Annotated in this window: 15 protein-coding genes and 2 tRNA genes; 9 read left to right on the top strand and 8 right to left on the bottom strand. The window is 46.8% G+C overall.

The genetic code is table 11. The features are described from left to right. Nucleotides 1-60: 60 nt before the first annotated feature. Nucleotides 61-456 (top strand): hypothetical protein, encoded by a 396-nt coding sequence (locus GA003_19890; GenBank protein ID QXD28231.1) that lies wholly within the window; start codon nt 61-63, stop codon nt 454-456. On the opposite strand, the gene GA003_19895 is transcribed toward GA003_19890, so the two are convergent. After that, nucleotides 453-1,178, bottom strand: coding sequence for a 16S rRNA (uracil(1498)-N(3))-methyltransferase (locus GA003_19895; protein QXD28232.1), 726 nt, complete (start codon nt 1,176-1,178; stop codon nt 453-455). The two genes, GA003_19890 and GA003_19895, sit on opposite strands and share 4 nt — an antisense overlap. 296 nt (nt 1,179-1,474) lie before the next feature. On the opposite strand from GA003_19895, the gene GA003_19900 reads away from it, so the two are divergent. After that, the gene (locus tag GA003_19900; protein QXD28233.1) at nt 1,475-2,035 is read left to right on the top strand and encodes an RsmD family RNA methyltransferase; all 561 of its coding nucleotides are present in this window, start codon (nt 1,475-1,477) and stop codon (nt 2,033-2,035) included. Here GA003_19900 and GA003_19905 read toward each other — a convergent pair. The 4 genes from GA003_19905 to GA003_19920 form a co-directional block, all read right to left on the bottom strand. Further along, nucleotides 2,032-2,745 carry an RNA methyltransferase gene (locus GA003_19905; protein QXD28234.1) on the bottom strand — a complete coding sequence of 238 codons (714 nt, stop codon included), beginning with the start codon at nt 2,743-2,745 and terminating at the stop codon, nt 2,032-2,034. The two genes, GA003_19900 and GA003_19905, sit on opposite strands and share 4 nt — an antisense overlap. A gap of 12 nt (nt 2,746-2,757) precedes the next feature. Further along, nucleotides 2,758-4,005 carry an SO_0444 family Cu/Zn efflux transporter gene (locus tag GA003_19910; GenBank protein QXD28235.1) on the bottom strand — a complete coding sequence of 416 codons (1,248 nt, stop codon included), beginning with the start codon at nt 4,003-4,005 and terminating at the stop codon, nt 2,758-2,760. A gap of 7 nt (nt 4,006-4,012) precedes the next feature. Beyond that, entirely contained in the window at nt 4,013-4,282 is a 270-nt protein-coding gene (locus tag GA003_19915) for a metal-sensitive transcriptional regulator (GenBank protein QXD28236.1), read from the bottom strand. Between the two features lie 149 nt (nt 4,283-4,431). Further along, nucleotides 4,432-4,505 (bottom strand) — tRNA-Gly (locus tag GA003_19920). Between the two features lie 148 nt (nt 4,506-4,653). Between GA003_19920 and GA003_19925 the strand changes: the two genes are divergently transcribed. From GA003_19925 to GA003_19945, 5 genes are all read left to right on the top strand, one after another. Further along, complete coding sequence (locus GA003_19925; GenBank protein ID QXD28237.1) at nt 4,654-5,823, top strand: type II secretion system F family protein; 1,170 nt, start codon at nt 4,654-4,656, stop codon at nt 5,821-5,823. 71 nt (nt 5,824-5,894) lie between these two features. Next, nucleotides 5,895-7,019 (top strand): response regulator, encoded by a 1,125-nt coding sequence (locus tag GA003_19930; GenBank protein QXD28238.1) that lies wholly within the window; start codon nt 5,895-5,897, stop codon nt 7,017-7,019. 120 nt (nt 7,020-7,139) lie between these two features. Next, the gene (gene carB / locus GA003_19935; GenBank protein ID QXD28239.1) at nt 7,140-10,373 is read left to right on the top strand and encodes a carbamoyl-phosphate synthase large subunit; all 3,234 of its coding nucleotides are present in this window, start codon (nt 7,140-7,142) and stop codon (nt 10,371-10,373) included. A 7-nt stretch (nt 10,374-10,380) separates the two neighbouring features. After that, entirely contained in the window at nt 10,381-11,244 is an 864-nt protein-coding gene (purU, locus tag GA003_19940) for a formyltetrahydrofolate deformylase (GenBank protein QXD28240.1), read from the top strand. Nucleotides 11,245-11,325: 81 nt separating this feature from the next. Beyond that, the gene (locus GA003_19945) at nt 11,326-12,051 is read left to right on the top strand and encodes a tetratricopeptide repeat protein (protein QXD28241.1); all 726 of its coding nucleotides are present in this window, start codon (nt 11,326-11,328) and stop codon (nt 12,049-12,051) included. Here GA003_19945 and GA003_19950 read toward each other — a convergent pair. The 3 genes from GA003_19950 to GA003_19960 all read right to left on the bottom strand — a co-directional run bounded on the left by GA003_19950 (nt 12,048) and on the right by GA003_19960 (nt 14,370). Then, nucleotides 12,048-12,548: a MotA/TolQ/ExbB proton channel family protein gene (locus tag GA003_19950; protein ID QXD30487.1), complete on the bottom strand. Its 501-nt coding sequence runs from the start codon at nt 12,546-12,548 to the stop codon at nt 12,048-12,050. The two genes, GA003_19945 and GA003_19950, sit on opposite strands and share 4 nt — an antisense overlap. Beyond that, nucleotides 12,493-13,899: a tetratricopeptide repeat protein gene (locus tag GA003_19955; GenBank protein QXD28242.1), complete on the bottom strand. Its 1,407-nt coding sequence runs from the start codon at nt 13,897-13,899 to the stop codon at nt 12,493-12,495. Before GA003_19955 ends, GA003_19950 begins: the two co-directional genes overlap by 56 nt. A 141-nt stretch (nt 13,900-14,040) precedes the next feature. Beyond that, a complete protein-coding gene (locus GA003_19960) occupies nt 14,041-14,370 on the bottom strand; it encodes a hypothetical protein (protein ID QXD28243.1) in 330 nt (109 codons plus the stop codon). Between the two features lie 134 nt (nt 14,371-14,504). On the opposite strand from GA003_19960, the gene GA003_19965 reads away from it, so the two are divergent. Beyond that, nucleotides 14,505-15,065, top strand: coding sequence for a pyridoxamine 5'-phosphate oxidase family protein (locus GA003_19965; GenBank protein ID QXD28244.1), 561 nt, complete (start codon nt 14,505-14,507; stop codon nt 15,063-15,065). A 91-nt stretch (nt 15,066-15,156) separates the two neighbouring features. Continuing rightward, nucleotides 15,157-15,234: transfer RNA gene (locus GA003_19970), tRNA-Pro, on the top strand. The last annotated feature ends 121 nt before the right edge of the window (nt 15,235-15,355 follow it).

The raw sequence follows: 15,355 nt of genomic DNA on the forward strand, positions 1-15,355 counted from the left end.
TCCGACTTGATGGTCCGAGGTGAGCCCATTCCGTTTCTGCTCTTTGTTCCTAAAGGTTGGATGGTAAAAAAGGAAAAAGGTTCAGTCGCCCTGCGAATTGATGATCATACTTTCATCCACTGCTACTCCAATGATGCCATTTCGAATAATAAGGCCTATTTACGGGATGAAGTAAATCGCGTACTGTCACAGTATTCTGGGTACGAAGTAGCTCGACAGGAAATTGTAACTATGGACAAAAAGCAGTGGGCTCGTGTGCAATTTGTAAACCAAAGGGGTGATCAAGTTCTTATTCTTACTCATGGAGCGAAGCGTGGTTCTTACACCGTTGAGCTAAATGGATCATTTAAGCAGCGTAGCTCTCAGAAATCTGTTTTGAGTCGAGTGATTACCAGCTTTAAGTTTCCGGCAAGTACGTACTTCGTAGCAAAAGTTGAGGCTGAAGAAGAGCTCTAGTCCTCAATCTGTTTCATAAATTCGGAAAGTACCGATAATGCGGATACAGCGGCTGTTTCTGATCTTAGCACGTGGGAGCCTAATGATACCGGTTGAGCTCCACCTTCAATCAACAATTGATATTCATCAGGGGTAAAGTCGCCTTCAGGGCCAATGAATAAAGTTACTGCTTTGGAAAGCTGTAAATCACTCCAAATTTTTGCCGTTGATTCCAGGCTGGCAACCACTGCTGTCTCTATTGGATTTTCAGCTAGGAACAGGTCCAATTTTTTTGGAGCACTCAAAGTGGGTAGCCAAGGGTTTCCGCTTTGTTTGCAGGCTTCAACTAACTGCAGCTGCCACTTCTTGCATTTCGATTCGGCATTTTTAATTTGGACCTGAGTCCATTGGGTTATCAGTGGTTGAATCCGAGTTACCCCAAGTTCGGTTGCTTGCCTCAGGATTGAATCAAACATTTTGCCCTTAATTAGCGCGATCGCCAAGGTAATATCTTGGGTGGGTCTATTATTATGAATAGCTTCTTCCTTAATCAGAACACTTCGTCGCTTGTCGGCCTGTTCCAGCCGAGCCTTCCACTCTAATCCAGCGCCGTTGAATAGAATTACCTCATCTCCCAGCTTTGCTCGATTGGTTCCCACCAAGTGATGTGACTCGAAGGGCGACAATGTGATTGTGCTTTTTTCGAGCCCTAAATCTGGGGAATAGTTGCGGAAGTCTGACATCGGACCAATCTTGCACACCTTTTTTAGGCCTTGTCCAGATTGTGAAACCTAAATTCAACAAGCCCGTACGCAAAGAAGCTCCGCTTTCACGGAGCTTCCCTTGCTTACAAACTACAAACTAGACTGAAACTATGAACTTTACTCTAATAATGCTCTTTAGCTTCGTTAAGTAAGACGCAGGCTTATCCAAATTCGTTCAAAGTTTTCTCCGTTTTTCTGAAATAAACTTCCACAGATCTCTAAATGATTGAACAAGAGGCAATTACCTAAATAAAATTTTTTGAGTTCCCACCAATATGAGAATAACAGGAGGAAGAGCTAAGGGAATTACTCTCAAATCCCCTAAGGGTTCAGTTACAAGGCCCGCTGCCGACGCCATTCGAGAAGCGCTTTATTCTTCCATTTCCGAAATGGTGCCTGGAAGCCGGGTGTTGGATTTGTTTGCTGGAACGGGTGCTTATGGGCTCGAAGCATTGAGCCGAGGAGCCTCCAGGATACAATTTGTGGAATCAGACAGAAAGGCAGTGGCCTCAATTAAAGAAAACCTGCAACGCGTGAGAAAGAGTTCAGATCTTGAGTCTGCAGAAACAGAGATTTTTCAAGGTGATGTTTTCAAGCTTCGTTCGCTGAACACACAAGATTGGGATATTCTGATCGCTGATCCTCCCTATGCCGATATCCCGTCCATCGAATCAAAGCTCTTTTATTTGGCTGAGCGATTGCTGGTCTCAGCTGGTTTATTAATTTTGGAGCACCCTGCGAATCTAATTCTTACTTCCGAAAACTGGGTGGAAATAAAACGCTTGGGAAAGAAGCGTGGTCGTGGACCGTCGGTTAGTATCTGGAGAAGATCTTAGAGCTTAGCTTGGCTGCTAATAATTGCGATTCCTGAGATACAAGCTGTTTCGGTTCGTAGAACTCGTGAACCCAAGTCTACCAGTGTAAATCCATTTTTTCTGAGAAGATCCCTCTCCAGCTTGCTCCAACCTCGTTCGCCACCCACGGCTAGAGTTATAGGTTCATTCAATAACTCGATGGCGCCCAGCGGTTTTTTACTTTCGTAATTGTCCAAGGCCAAACACGTCCCGGCTGGTTTATTATCTTCAATGGTATCTGCAAGTTCGTCTCCAAACCTCAGTTGTGGAATCTGAGTACAAAATGCTTGTTCGGCACCACGAATCAATAGCCTTTCAGCTTCGCCTGTTGTCCAAAGCTTACTCTTTCTGTAACTAGGCTCACATTTTTCAGTATCAAAAAAATTGATACTATTAACTCCCAGTGATGCACATTCCTGCAAAATTCTTCGACAAGTTTGAGGTCTGCAGAAGCTGACCCACAAATCTATTGAGAGCAGGGAAGGGACCTCTGTCTCCCACTCAAAACTAAGTTGCAATGGTCCCTTGTCTGCACTTTTCCAACTAGCCTTTCCACGGGGACCATTTATTAAGCCCACATCAAACGTCTGCCCTGAGTCCATCCTTAGTACTTCTAGGATATGAACCGCGCGTGGATCTGATCTTACTAGGGGAACCTCAAGCTCTTCTTGTTTAAACAGAATCAGGTTCACGAAATACGTTGATTAATTGATTCCCTTGAACTCATACCCGGCTTCTTCAACCGCCTGAGAAACTTGTGAAAGATTGATGTCCTGTCCTTCAACCCAAGCCAGGTTTTGATTCGCATCTGCCTTGGCTGAGTGGATGCCCGAAATTCCCTCGAGTGCCTGTTTCACGTGATTCGCGCAATGGCTACAAGTCATCCCATCGATTTTCAATGTAATCGTATCTGAGTCCGTCATGGTTGTTTGATTTTTCTTCTGTGCTAACTTTGGATGCAAATAGGTCCAAGTGATCATGCTCAGTAGGCTGATAGCTGAAATAAATTTGATCCACGAAAATTCTCCCGACATATCGTGATGTGCCATCCCTTCCCTTATTAGGATTCCCCCGTAGATGTCTAGTAGCCAACCACTCAGCCAGGATATGCCAATAATAGATAGTAGATAAATGGAAATGGTTTTGCGCCCAAGCATCTTGTATAGGGTGGTGATGGTAGCTACGTTGGTGGCTGGGCCTGCAATCAGGAAGACCAAGGCGGCTCCGGGGCTGACTCCAGATGCCAGTAGCGCGAAAGCGATTGGTATCGAACCGGTTGAGCACACATAAAGAGGGATGGCTATCATAGTTACTGCCAGGTAGGTTAACCATGGGTTGCTTAAATAATTTTCACCCCAGTTCTCCGGAAGAACTGCTCCCAATAGCCCTGCTAAAACAATGCCTAATACCAAGGTCTTTCCTATGTCCTGAGGAAGTGTATAAAACCCATAAGTGAATATCGCTATGAACTTTTCTCCTGCGCGTCTAGTATCGGCAACAACAGCTTGCGACTCGATGCACTTTATTTTGGGAGCTTCTTTGTCTAATAAGTCGACAACCAGTCCTGCGATGATACCCGAAACCAACGCTACTGCTACTCGGAACGAGGCAAAGAAGGGGCCAATGAGCCCAGCGGTTGCCAAAATGGAATCCACCCCCGTTTGGGGAGTCGAAGTCAGGAAGGAAGTTGTGGCTCCCTTGCTTGCTCCTCGCTGGTAGAGAGATGAAGTGACTGGGATAACGCCACATGAGCACAAGGGTAGGGGAACTCCCAATAGGGAAGCTTTGACAACTGAGCCAAAGGAACGCTTTCCAAGCCACCGTTCAATCAGTTCTTGTCGAACAACAATGGAAAGTAAACCCGCTAGAATGAAACCCAATAAAAGGTAAGGGGACATTTCCAATATAATGTCCCATGTCTCCAGCAGCCAGTTGAGTATCCAATCCTTCATCGAAAGATTAGCGGTTTAGTTTAAACATGATGTCTGTCAGCTCCTGGTAATGCTCGTTACCGTCACCTTTTTGAATCGAATCGGTTACGCAGGTTTCCAGATGATTACGTACAATTTCTTTGGATACACCTCGAAGCGCTTCTTGGATGGCTGCAATTTGTGTCAGTATCTCCAGGCAATAGCGTTCTTCCTCCACCAGTTTTGTTATTCCGCCGACTTGGCCCTGTATGATTTTAAGGCGACGTAGCGCTTTTCGTTTATGTTCAGATAAAAGCATGAAAGGGCACAATACCCCAGGGGGGTATTAAGTCAAGGGGGCCTAGAGTTTATCCTGTTGTATTTATAGAAGTCCTTGTTTGTTGGCCCCATAAACTACACCTGTACACAAAAAACCCCCGTTGCTGTAAGCGGAGGTTGTGAAGTAGATGGTGCGGGTGGACGGAATCGAACCGACGTAGCCAGCTTGGAAGGCTGGAGTTCTACCACTGAACTACACCCGCGGAAAAGTCGGCTATTCCGTGCTAGAAAGACTTATTGATCAAGCACTTTTTTAACTTTTTTAGGCCTGAATTCGGGGTGAAAATTTACACTTTATTAACCATGTTCAGCATTGCCTAAAGCCCTACAGTTCACATGGTTATAAATACCATGCCTATCATATCTTCGTCTGCTAATCTCGGTTCAAAAGGGTCTTCTAGAAATTCTAAGAAGAAGGCCGGTTTTGCTGAGTCACAGCGTTTGGCCAAAATACGGTCAGCCGAAAAGCGTGCTCCCAAGCACAAAGTTAAGCTTGCTGATTTAACAGTGTTTACCCAGCAGCTGGGCTCCATGTTGGAAGCTGGTCTACCTCTGGTATCCTCACTGGATGCCTTGCAGGAACAGACAGAGGACAATGTATTTCGCATTATTATCCGCGATGTTAAGAATGACATCTCAAGCGGAACTTCCTTTTCTGATGCGGTTAAGAAATACCCCAGAGCTTTCAATAACCTCTTCACCTCTATGGTTGAAGCTGGTGAAGCGAGTGGTCAACTTTCTGAGATTCTCATGAAGGTGTCTTGTTACTTTGAGGATTCGGTAAAGCTAACCAAGAAAGTTAAGAGCGCTTTGATGTATCCGATAGCGGTTATTCTGCTGGCGGTTGGTTTGGTGAACGTATTATTGATTTTCGTAATTCCGACTTTCAAAGAAATGTTCACTGATATGGGAGCCGAGCTTCCAATGCCGACTCAGATGTTGATCGACCTCTCTGACTGGTTGAAAGGGAATATCATATTTGTACTTATAGGTGCCGTTATTTTATGGAAGGTTATGGGTAAATTCTTGGCGACACCACGTGGACGGGTCATCAAGGACCGGGTATGTTTTAGACTACCGATTGTAGGTGGATTGAGTCAGAAAGTATCAGTTTCTCGATTCTGCCGCACATTCGCTATTCTGTTACGGTCGGGTGTTCCGATTTTGAAAGCGTTGGACATTGTATCCCGAGCTAGTGGTAACACATTTATTGAAAGTGCCTGTAAAGATATCAGTAGGGTGATTAACCAAGGGGGGCAGATCTCAGAGATCCTAGCTGAAAGACCTTATTTCCCTCCCATGGTAAAGCACATGGCCAAGGCTGGTGAGCAAACCGGTAAAATGGACGATATGTTCGATAAGATATCTGACTTTTATGATTCAGAAATTGAATCCACGGTTGCTGGACTTACTTCTTTGATGGAACCTATCCTCATCTGCTTCCTCGGTGTTGTCATCGGTGGAATTGTAATAGCTATGTTCTTACCAATCTTCAATATGGCCAATGTCGTGGGAGGCTAATATCCGGAAGTCTTAAATTTATAGGACGTAGCGTTTTAGTTCATCCCAATCCTAACCATATCCATTAAATCATGTCGTCGGTCCTAATAGTTGATGACCAAAAGGAACTTCACGATATCCTGAAAGTAGTTGTCCAGCCTCTTGGCTGTGATGCGAAGTTTGCCTTTGATGGTCAGGAGGCCCTCGATCTTTTCAAAAACAACTCATTTGATATCGTTCTTTCTGATATCTCTATGACTCCCATGGATGGTATCACTCTCCTGAATGAGATTAAGGACATCGACCCCAATGCCATTGTCATTCTCATGACGGGCTATGGAAGCATGGAAACTGCCGTAAGTGCGTTGAAGAGCGGAGCTTTCGATTACATCCAAAAGCCTTTGAAAATTAAGGAATTTGTGGCTGCTATTAAGAAGGGTTTAGATGCAAAGTCTCGGGGTCTGATTTCCCGTCCGATTGCGCAAACTTCTCAAAGAACGATTCCTCCCTTCCAAGCCTCCGAAAATTGCTACGCCCTGATCGGAAAGAATAAGCAGATCGTTAAGGCACAACAACAAGTTGACCGATTGATCAAAGTCAGCACCCCCGTATTGGTTCAAGGACCTAGTGGAACAGGTAAGAAAATGGTCGCCTTGACCATTCATCACTCCAGTAGCTTCAACGAAGGCGAATTGGTGGCTGTTGATTGTTCAATCGCAGACCAAAGTGTTCTTAAAGAGCAATTGGTCGGTCACGATGGATTAGGTGGACCTCTCCTCGAACGTGCTACCGGTGGCTCTCTGTATTTACAATCTGTGGAAGACTTAGATCTTGGCCTTCAAGCTACGTTTTCCAAATTACTTAGGGCTGTGGAGCATGAGTTTAGGCTTATTTGTTCTTCTGAGGCTGATTTGGAAGAAAAGATGGATGCCGGTGAATTCTCGCACGAACTCTTTTACCGGATCGCCTTGTCAGTCATTCATCTTCCAGGATTGGAAGATCGAAAAGAGGATCTGGAAGACATTGTGCGAACCATTATTGATAACTCTTCAAACTTCAAATTTGATAGTCGGAAAATTGAGTTGTCTGATGAAGCAAACAGCTTTCTGGCAAACCAGTCATGGAGCTTCAATTTGGAGCAATTGGTGCAGAAAGTAACCAACGCTGTTTCCAATACGGAAGACCGAGTCATCACTCCTGAAGTGCTGCAGGCTTAAACTGGGTTTAGGTGTTTAGGAAAACCTCCGCTTTTTACTTTTCAAGCTGAGAGGTATTCTCCAAGTTAGTGCGAATTTTGCATTCGCAACTACCTGTGTACCGCACGAGCTCGTTCTTATATGCCTAAACGTACCGATTTAGAAACTATCCTTATCATTGGATCCGGCCCAATTGTTATTGGGCAAGCCTGTGAATTTGACTACAGTGGGACTCAAGCCTGCAAAGCCCTGCGAGAAGAAGGATACCGAGTCATTTTGGTTAACAGCAATCCTGCTACGATCATGACCGATCCGGAGTTCGCCGATGTTACCTACATCGAGCCTCTCAACGTCGATATGGTTGGTAAGATTATTGAGAAGGAGCGGCCAGACGCCCTACTTCCAACTCTGGGAGGGCAAACCGCTTTGAATTTGGCCTTGGATCTTGATGCTGCCGGAGTTCTTGAAAAATTTGGCGTTGAAATGATTGGCGCAAAGCCCGCGGCCATTAAGAAGGGTGAAGACAGATTGTTGTTCAAGAAGGCCATGATAAAAATTGGTCTGGATGTCGCCAAATCCCGGGTAGTCTACACTTTGGAAGAAGCCCGTGACGCAGCCAAGGAGATTGGCCCATTCCCATTAATCATACGCCCTGGCTTCACTTTAGGTGGATCAGGAGGGGGAATCGCCTACAATAAAGACGAGTTTGACCATATCGTCGCCAACGGTCTCGAACTATCTCCTGTAACGGAAGTTTTGATTGAGGAATGCTTGTTAGGTTGGAAGGAATACGAGATGGAAGTCATGCGTGATCACAAGGATCAATGCGTGATCGTTTGCTCGATTGAGAATCTCGATCCGATGGGCGTGCACACCGGCGATTCCATTACCATCGCTCCTTCAATGACTCTAACCGACAAGGAGTATCAACTGATGCGCGACGCTTCCTTTGCCTGTATTCGTGAAATTGGAGTTGAAACGGGTGGAAGTAACATCCAGTTCGCCGTAAATCCTCAAGATGGGCGACTCGTAGTCATTGAAATGAATCCACGTGTTTCCCGAAGCTCGGCTTTGGCTTCCAAAGCAACTGGATTTCCTATTGCTAAATTTGCCGCGAAGCTTGCGGTAGGGTATACACTCGATGAAATTCAAAACGATATCACGCGTGTAACACCGGCCAGCTTTGAGCCGACTATCGATTATGTTGTGACGAAGATTCCTCGCTTCACCTTTGAAAAGTTTGAAGGCACGGATACGACTCTAACCTCCGCAATGAAAAGTGTGGGTGAGGCCATGGCCATTGGTCGTACCTTTAAGGAGTCTTTGCAAAAGGCACTTCGTTCACTTGAAATAGGTGCCCGAGGCCTTGGAGGTGGAGGAAAATTAGGAGGCCGTCCCGAGATTGAAGAAAGTGTTATTCGGAGCCGCCTATCCATCCCCAATGCTGAGCGTATGTTCTATATCCGATATGGGCTGTTATCGGGGATGACGGAACAGGACATTTTTGACTTAACAGCGATTGATCCTTGGTTCGTTAGCCAAATTGCTGGAATTGTGAGCTTGGAACAGGAGCTGGAAGCGGAATCACTAGAGTCCGTGAGTGCAGACCAACTCAAACGAGCGAAAGAAGCTGGCTTCTCCGATGCCCAACTAAGCCATTTGCTGGAAGCTGCTCGCGAGGAAATCAAATCCAAACGAGAATCCTTAGGCCTGGCTACTAAGTTCCGCCTAGTCGATACCTGTGCAGCAGAGTTTGAAGCATTTACTCCGTACTACTATTCATCCTATGGAGATGAGAATGAAGTAATAAAATCGGATAACCCTAAGATCATGATCCTAGGTGGTGGACCGAATCGAATTGGTCAAGGAATCGAGTTTGACTATTGTTGTGTGCACGCCTCCTACGCATTGCAGGAGGAAGGTTTTGAAACCGTCATGGTCAACTCCAACCCTGAGACGGTGTCTACGGACTATGATACATCGGATCGCCTTTACTTTGAGCCACTGACTCTAGAGGACGTTTTAGAAATCTATCATCAGGAGCAATGCCAGGGAGCGATTGTTCAATTTGGAGGGCAGACGCCACTTAATTTGGCAGTAGATCTGAAAGCCAATGGGGTAAACATCATTGGTACTAGCCCCGAGAGCATTGAAGCGGCTGAAGACCGACAATTATTTACCGACATTCTTACTCGACTGAACTTAAAGCAGCCGGCTAATCGCATCGCCATGAATGCTGAAGAAGCATACGCCATGGCGGAAGAGGTTGGGTTTCCGATTTTGCTTCGCCCTTCCTTCGTTTTAGGAGGACGCGGCATGTTTGTGGTTTCCTCGATCAAGGAAATGGAAGAAGTGGTTTCTGATACCTTCCAGGTCGTACCTGACAAACCCGTGCTTATTGACCAATTCTTACAGGACGCCATCGAGGTGGACGTAGATTGTATATCCGATGGTGAGACTATTTTAGTGGGAGGCCTACTTGAGCATATTGAGTATGCTGGAGTTCATAGTGGTGATGCTGGGATGGTCATGCCTCCACACACGCTTTCCGATGACATGATCCATCAAATCAAGGAAGCGTCCTATTCCTTGGCCAAGGAGCTGAAAGTCATCGGTCTGATGAATGTTCAATATGTCATTAAGAATGATGAACTATTTATTATTGAGGTAAACCCTCGGGCTTCCCGAACAGTACCATTTGTCTCCAAGGCAATTGGAGTTCCACTAGCTAAGCTCGCCGCAAAAGTGATGTCTGGGGCCAAGCTCAAGGACCTTGATTTTACCGAGGAGATAACTCCCAAGCATTGGTGCATCAAAGAGTCTGTTTTCCCTTTTAAGAAATTTCCGGGAGCAAAGGTTGTTCTTACTCCAGAAATGCGGAGCACCGGTGAGGTCATGGGACTTGATTACAACTATGGGATTGCATTCGCAAAAACCCAGATGGCCGCTCAGCCACCCTTACCCGCCTCTGGGAACGTTTTTATCAGCGTTAAAGATTCAGATAAAGACAAGGTGATCGATCTTGCTCGGCGATTGGTTAAGCTTGGTTTTGCGATCTACTCGACTTCGGGTACTGCACGCGTTTTGGCTGACAACGAAGTCCCGGTGAACAAGTTGTTCAAGATCGATGAAGGCAGACCCAATGTGATCGATATGATCAAGAATGGAGATATGCACCTCATCATTAATACACCTTCTATTGGAATGATCCCGCAGCGTGACGAAAACACCATCCGGACTGAAGCGGTTCTGATGAGTGTTTGTATAGTTACAACCATTACCGCCGCACATGCGTCTGTTGAAGCGATTGAGGCGATGACTTCTCAGACGGTTGAAGTAAAATCGTTGCAGGATTACTACCTGGAGCAAAATTGACCGCTTTGTGACTGCTTCCCAGGACACCATTACTGCCTTGCTTTCTGGTCCGGATCAATCCGGCTTGGTGGCAAAAGTTTCAGGATGGATTTTTGACCGGGACGGCAACATCATTCATGCGGATCAGCACCGGGATATGGAAGCGGAAGTATTTTTCCAACGGATCGAATGGACACCCGCTCCTGATGGACTAGACCCTGCTTCGGAGATCGAGGCATTTAGGGACTATGCTGCGAGCCTTAGCATGAACGTGGAATGCAAGTTGTCTTCTGAGCGAAGCAGAGTAGCTGTGTTTGTTTCGAAGTATGACCATTGTTTTCACGAACTATTCTTAGGGCAGAGGTCTGGTGAACTGAACTGCGAAATAGTCTGTGTGATCTCGAACCACGAAGATCTTGCGGAGGCTACAAAGGCCTATGGGGTTCCGTTCGTCCACGTTCCAGTCAGCAAGGCCAATAAACCACAGGCAGAGCAAAAGCAGTTGGAGCTACTCAGGGAATATGACGTCGATCTCGTAGTCATGGCTCGATACATGCAAATTCTCAGTGATGGTTTTTTAAGCGGATTCGGAAATCCAGTAATTAATATCCATCATTCATTCCTCCCCGCTTTTGCCGGAGGACGTCCTTATCATCAGGCCCACAATCGAGGTGTAAAACTGATTGGCGCAACAGCCCACTATGCAACCCCGGTATTAGATGATGGTCCGATAATTCAACAAGATGTGGACCGCGTTTCTCATCGCCACACTGTCAAAGATTTGGTGGTTCGAGGTAGAATGCTTGAAAGGCATGTGTTGGCTCAGGCAGTTCGGTGGCATTTGGAAAACCGAGTGCTCGTCTATGGTCGAAAGACAGTCGTGTTTGACTAACTTTCCCTGCTGCCATGGGGCTTCCGTTATGAGGTTGACTAAACCCACTTTTGCCTAAATGTCAGACGGTTTCAAATTTTCATGGCCTCAAAATCTAAAGACACGTCCAATTCTGGCGACAATCAAGATACCTTCGAGAAATTGGATGAAGCGTATGCAGAATCCAGTGTGGAGGAGCAATTGCTCGTTTATTGGAACCGCCATAAGAACCAGATCGTACTAGGCATAAGTGTAGTCGTTGTTCTGATTATTGGTTTTCAAATTTCCAAGTGGTGGAGTGCCAAAGCGATTTCTGATCGTGGGCAAGCCTATGCGGAGGCAAGCGACGATGCACAGAAACAGGCATTTGCTGATGACAATTCTGGTTCAGATCTTGGCGGAATTGCCTATCTCGAACTGGCCGACAGCGCCTACTCCGAAGGTGAATATTCTTCAGCCGTCTCCCTCTATGAGAAAGCATTCAAAGCATTCGAGATGATTGAGTTCAAGCAACGCGCTCATCTCGGCCTGGCAATGTCTCGTTTGCAAGCAGGAGAAGAAGGCAATGCCAGCAAGGACCTGCAGTCTATTGCCGACAACTCAGAATACCCTGATGCGGCTCGAGGTGAAGCGCTTTACCAATTGTCTGTCATCGATTGGCAGAACGGAGATTTCGTCTCCATGCTAGCCCACCAGGATCGGATCGACGGGCTGGTCAATGCAGGAAACTGGCAGGGTAAAGCGCTCCAATTGCAGAGCTCCATTCCTGAATTAAAGGAGTTGGTTGAAGCGAGTGCTGCTGGAGGAGAGACCGCTCTCGAAAACTAAGTCTCTTCCTCCTTTCCCTCATCGAGGGTGTCCATCAATACATTGGCAGCTTGGATCGTTGCCAGCATCCCGTTGTTCACACGGTTGCGCATCATAAAGAAGCAAATCATGGATGGAATTCCGATTACCAAGCCCGTGGCTGTCGTAATGAGTGCTTCGCCTATATTACCAGCAAATAGCTCGGGGCGCCCCATTCCGCTGGTGGCCATAGTTTGAAAGGCGCCAATCATTCCGCTTACCGTTCCGAGCAGACCAATCATGGGTGCGACCGCTGCAATTACATTTAGGTAGGTTAGCAATCCTTCCTTCTCGGCCCGATTGGTTTCCTCCGCCAACCAGGTTTGAAAACCATCGGGATCGCGTTTGATTTTTTCCAACGCCTGAAGGATAGACTGAGTCTCAGCTGCTTGCGTGTCGTTCCCGTATGTGATCAAAGCTTCCTCAAAAACCGGGTAAGCTTGATCCGTTTTTCCATCTTGCTGATAGGCCCAGCCAATACAGAGCTTCGGTCACTCGAATCTTCGGGCTTTCGTCCTCTTCAAGAAATGATTCAAACAGCTGCACCATACCAGGATAGTCTTCCTGTGCGCGGTATATCTTGCCGCGTTGAAACAGGCTATACAGATACATATCCGGTGACTCCCAGGATACGGAATCGAATGATGCTGTGGCTTCCTCCAGCAAACCTTGGCCCATTAAAATGTCACCTCGAAGCACATGCGCTTCATTCACGCGCTGATGCCGTGCAAAGTTTTTCAGATAGTCGTCGATGGTTTCAAGCGCGGGCTCATAGTCTCTGGCAGAGTAATGAGCTGAGGCGAGCCGGTAGAGAATTTCTGGATATAATGGGTGACGGGAATCCAAGCTGCGAAGCTCTGAGAGTTGATCGATACAGGCGGCATAATTTCTTTCGAAGAAATATGTGAGGGCGTTCCAGAGCCTGGAATTTATAGCAAGCTGTCCTTGTGGATGCTCAGTTGCATAGCGCGCGAAATCTGTTCTTGCCGCTTCATAGTCTTCCAACACTACCTGATTGAATCCACGAGTGAATACCCACCGTCCGTGCAATGGGTGGTCGGGGAACGATTGAATCAGGTCGTTGAGAACGTCGATGCTCTCGGAAAAGCGGCGTTGTTCCAGATGAGCTTTGGCGATTAAGTAGAGCGCTTGGGGTGCCAGCTTGGAGTCGGGATAACGTTCCACAAAGTTTCGCGCTATAGTCAGTGCTTCCTCCCAGTCCTGCAATTGATGTGCGCATATCACCCAACGATAATGCGCCTCCTCTCGAATAGATGTTTCATATGCTTCCTTGAGGGAGATGTATTCAAACATCAACCACACCTTATACAATTGCCCATCGAACAGCAGGCATTGCCCGTAGTGCAAATAGAAGGTGGGTGTGTAATCCTCCGAAGTTTCAAGGGCTTCCAGTTGCTGAGTGAGCTGTTGTTCAAGTCGGCCCAGGTACTGTTGCTGGTGACGATTGGTGGCCAGGATTGCGCGGCGCCTACCGCTCAAGATACGAAGTTTGAGATCGTCCAGTTTCTCCTTTTTCAGACGAACAAGTTGGGATTTTGGAGGGACCAGTTGAAATAACTTCAAAGCCGCCTGGTAGCGACCTGTTGCCATCGAATACTCTCCACAGCGCAAGGCCGAAAAAGCCAATTGGGCCAATTCTGGCATCGTAGTAATCGACCAGGTGTTGTTAAGCATCCGTGCTGTAGCTTGGTCCATCTGGCCCGCGTTCAAGTGAGCTTGAATCGCTTTCAGCTGTCCTTGCATTTTTAAGGAATCGGGTGCTGATGAATTAGAAAAGGCGTCGAGTTCAGCCAGACCTTCTTCCAGCATGTCATCTGCGAAGAAAAGGTCTGCCTTCTCTAAATTTGCCAGGAAGGCTTCGAGCGTTCCGGCTACATGTTTGATATACCGGTCGAGAGCTACGCGAGCTTTGCTGTTATTACCGGCTCCTTTGTGCGCGTGAGCCCAGCCTTAGAGTAGGGCGGCATTCTGCTCAAGCGCTTGTGGGTAGGATGCTTCCAATGAGTCGAGTGTATCGGCTGCTTGTTCAAATTGACCTGCCCCGAGCTCCGCCAATCCTTTCAAGGGTAGAATACGCCTCTGGACTTCCCCCTCCAAATACTCGTCTTCTGCTCCAAATGTAAGCTCCAGCGATTGAAACAAACTCGCTGCAGTTTGAAGGTCTCCAGAACCTGCAGCTTCTATACATGCTTGAAGAGCGTCTTTGAACGTAAGGCCTTCAAGCTCTGTTTGTCCGTATGTGTTGGGTAGCCATATTAGCCATCCAATTAGTAAACACATACCTGTGAAGATTGGATTTTGAGCCCGAATGCCTGTCATGAGAGAAGAACCCGGATTGTTAAAGTCGGCACTGGTTTTGGCAACTTCTTGTTGTGCTTTTCTTTACTCTGACAATCGCTAGAGTTCGTTGGCTTATGGGAGATGTTCTTGAATCACTGACAGAAGATCACATTGCCTGGTCAATGAAGCAGAAGATCTTTTTTGTTTCTACTGCGCCCCTTAGCGAATCCGGTCATATAAATTGTTCACCGAAAGCCAGCGGGTGCTATCAGTTTCCTGATAACGGGACCTTCATTTATTCCGATTTCACGGGTAGTGCCAATGAAACGATTGCGCATGTGAATGAAAATGGGCGCATCCTAATAATGTTTTGTTCATTCGAAGGACCGCCCAGTGTCATGCGCTTGCATGGGCAAGGCCAAGTGATTTTGCCGGGTCACCAAGACTTTGATACATTTAAAAAGCAATTTCCGCAAAATCTAGGCCTTCGTTCGTTCATCAAGGTAACTATCAACCGAGCCTCCGTTTCCTGCGGATATTCAGTCCCTCTATTTGAATTTGCCGGGCATCGGGATGCATTGGACAAGTGGGCTCATGTGCAAGGCGAGGAAAAGCTTAAGGAATACCGGGCAATGAAGAATAGCACCAGCATTGATGGCCTTCCCGCTTACGAGCGCCTTCGTCGTAAAGAGTGACTGTTCCAGGTGAGAAACACGCCCTCAAACCGTTGTAAATAACCGATTGACAAAGTCGATGAAAGCCTTGTGATTACGCCCTCCTTAATATCGGGGTGTAGTTCAGCCTGGCTAGAGCGCCTGCTTTGGGAGCAGGAAGTCGGCGGTTCGAATCCGTCCACCCCGACCATTTTCAACCACCGACCAAGTGGTTTTCTTTTGTACCTTTCCAACGGAGGTGTGGGTGGGGCGATGTCCTCACGGATTGCGGTGGTCAATTCGGCGAAAAAAACAATCTGCCCTCTTTCCTC

Source organism: Opitutia bacterium ISCC 52, from assembly GCA_014529675.2.
Taxonomy (GTDB): domain Bacteria; phylum Verrucomicrobiota; class Verrucomicrobiia; order Opitutales; family UBA2995; genus UBA2995.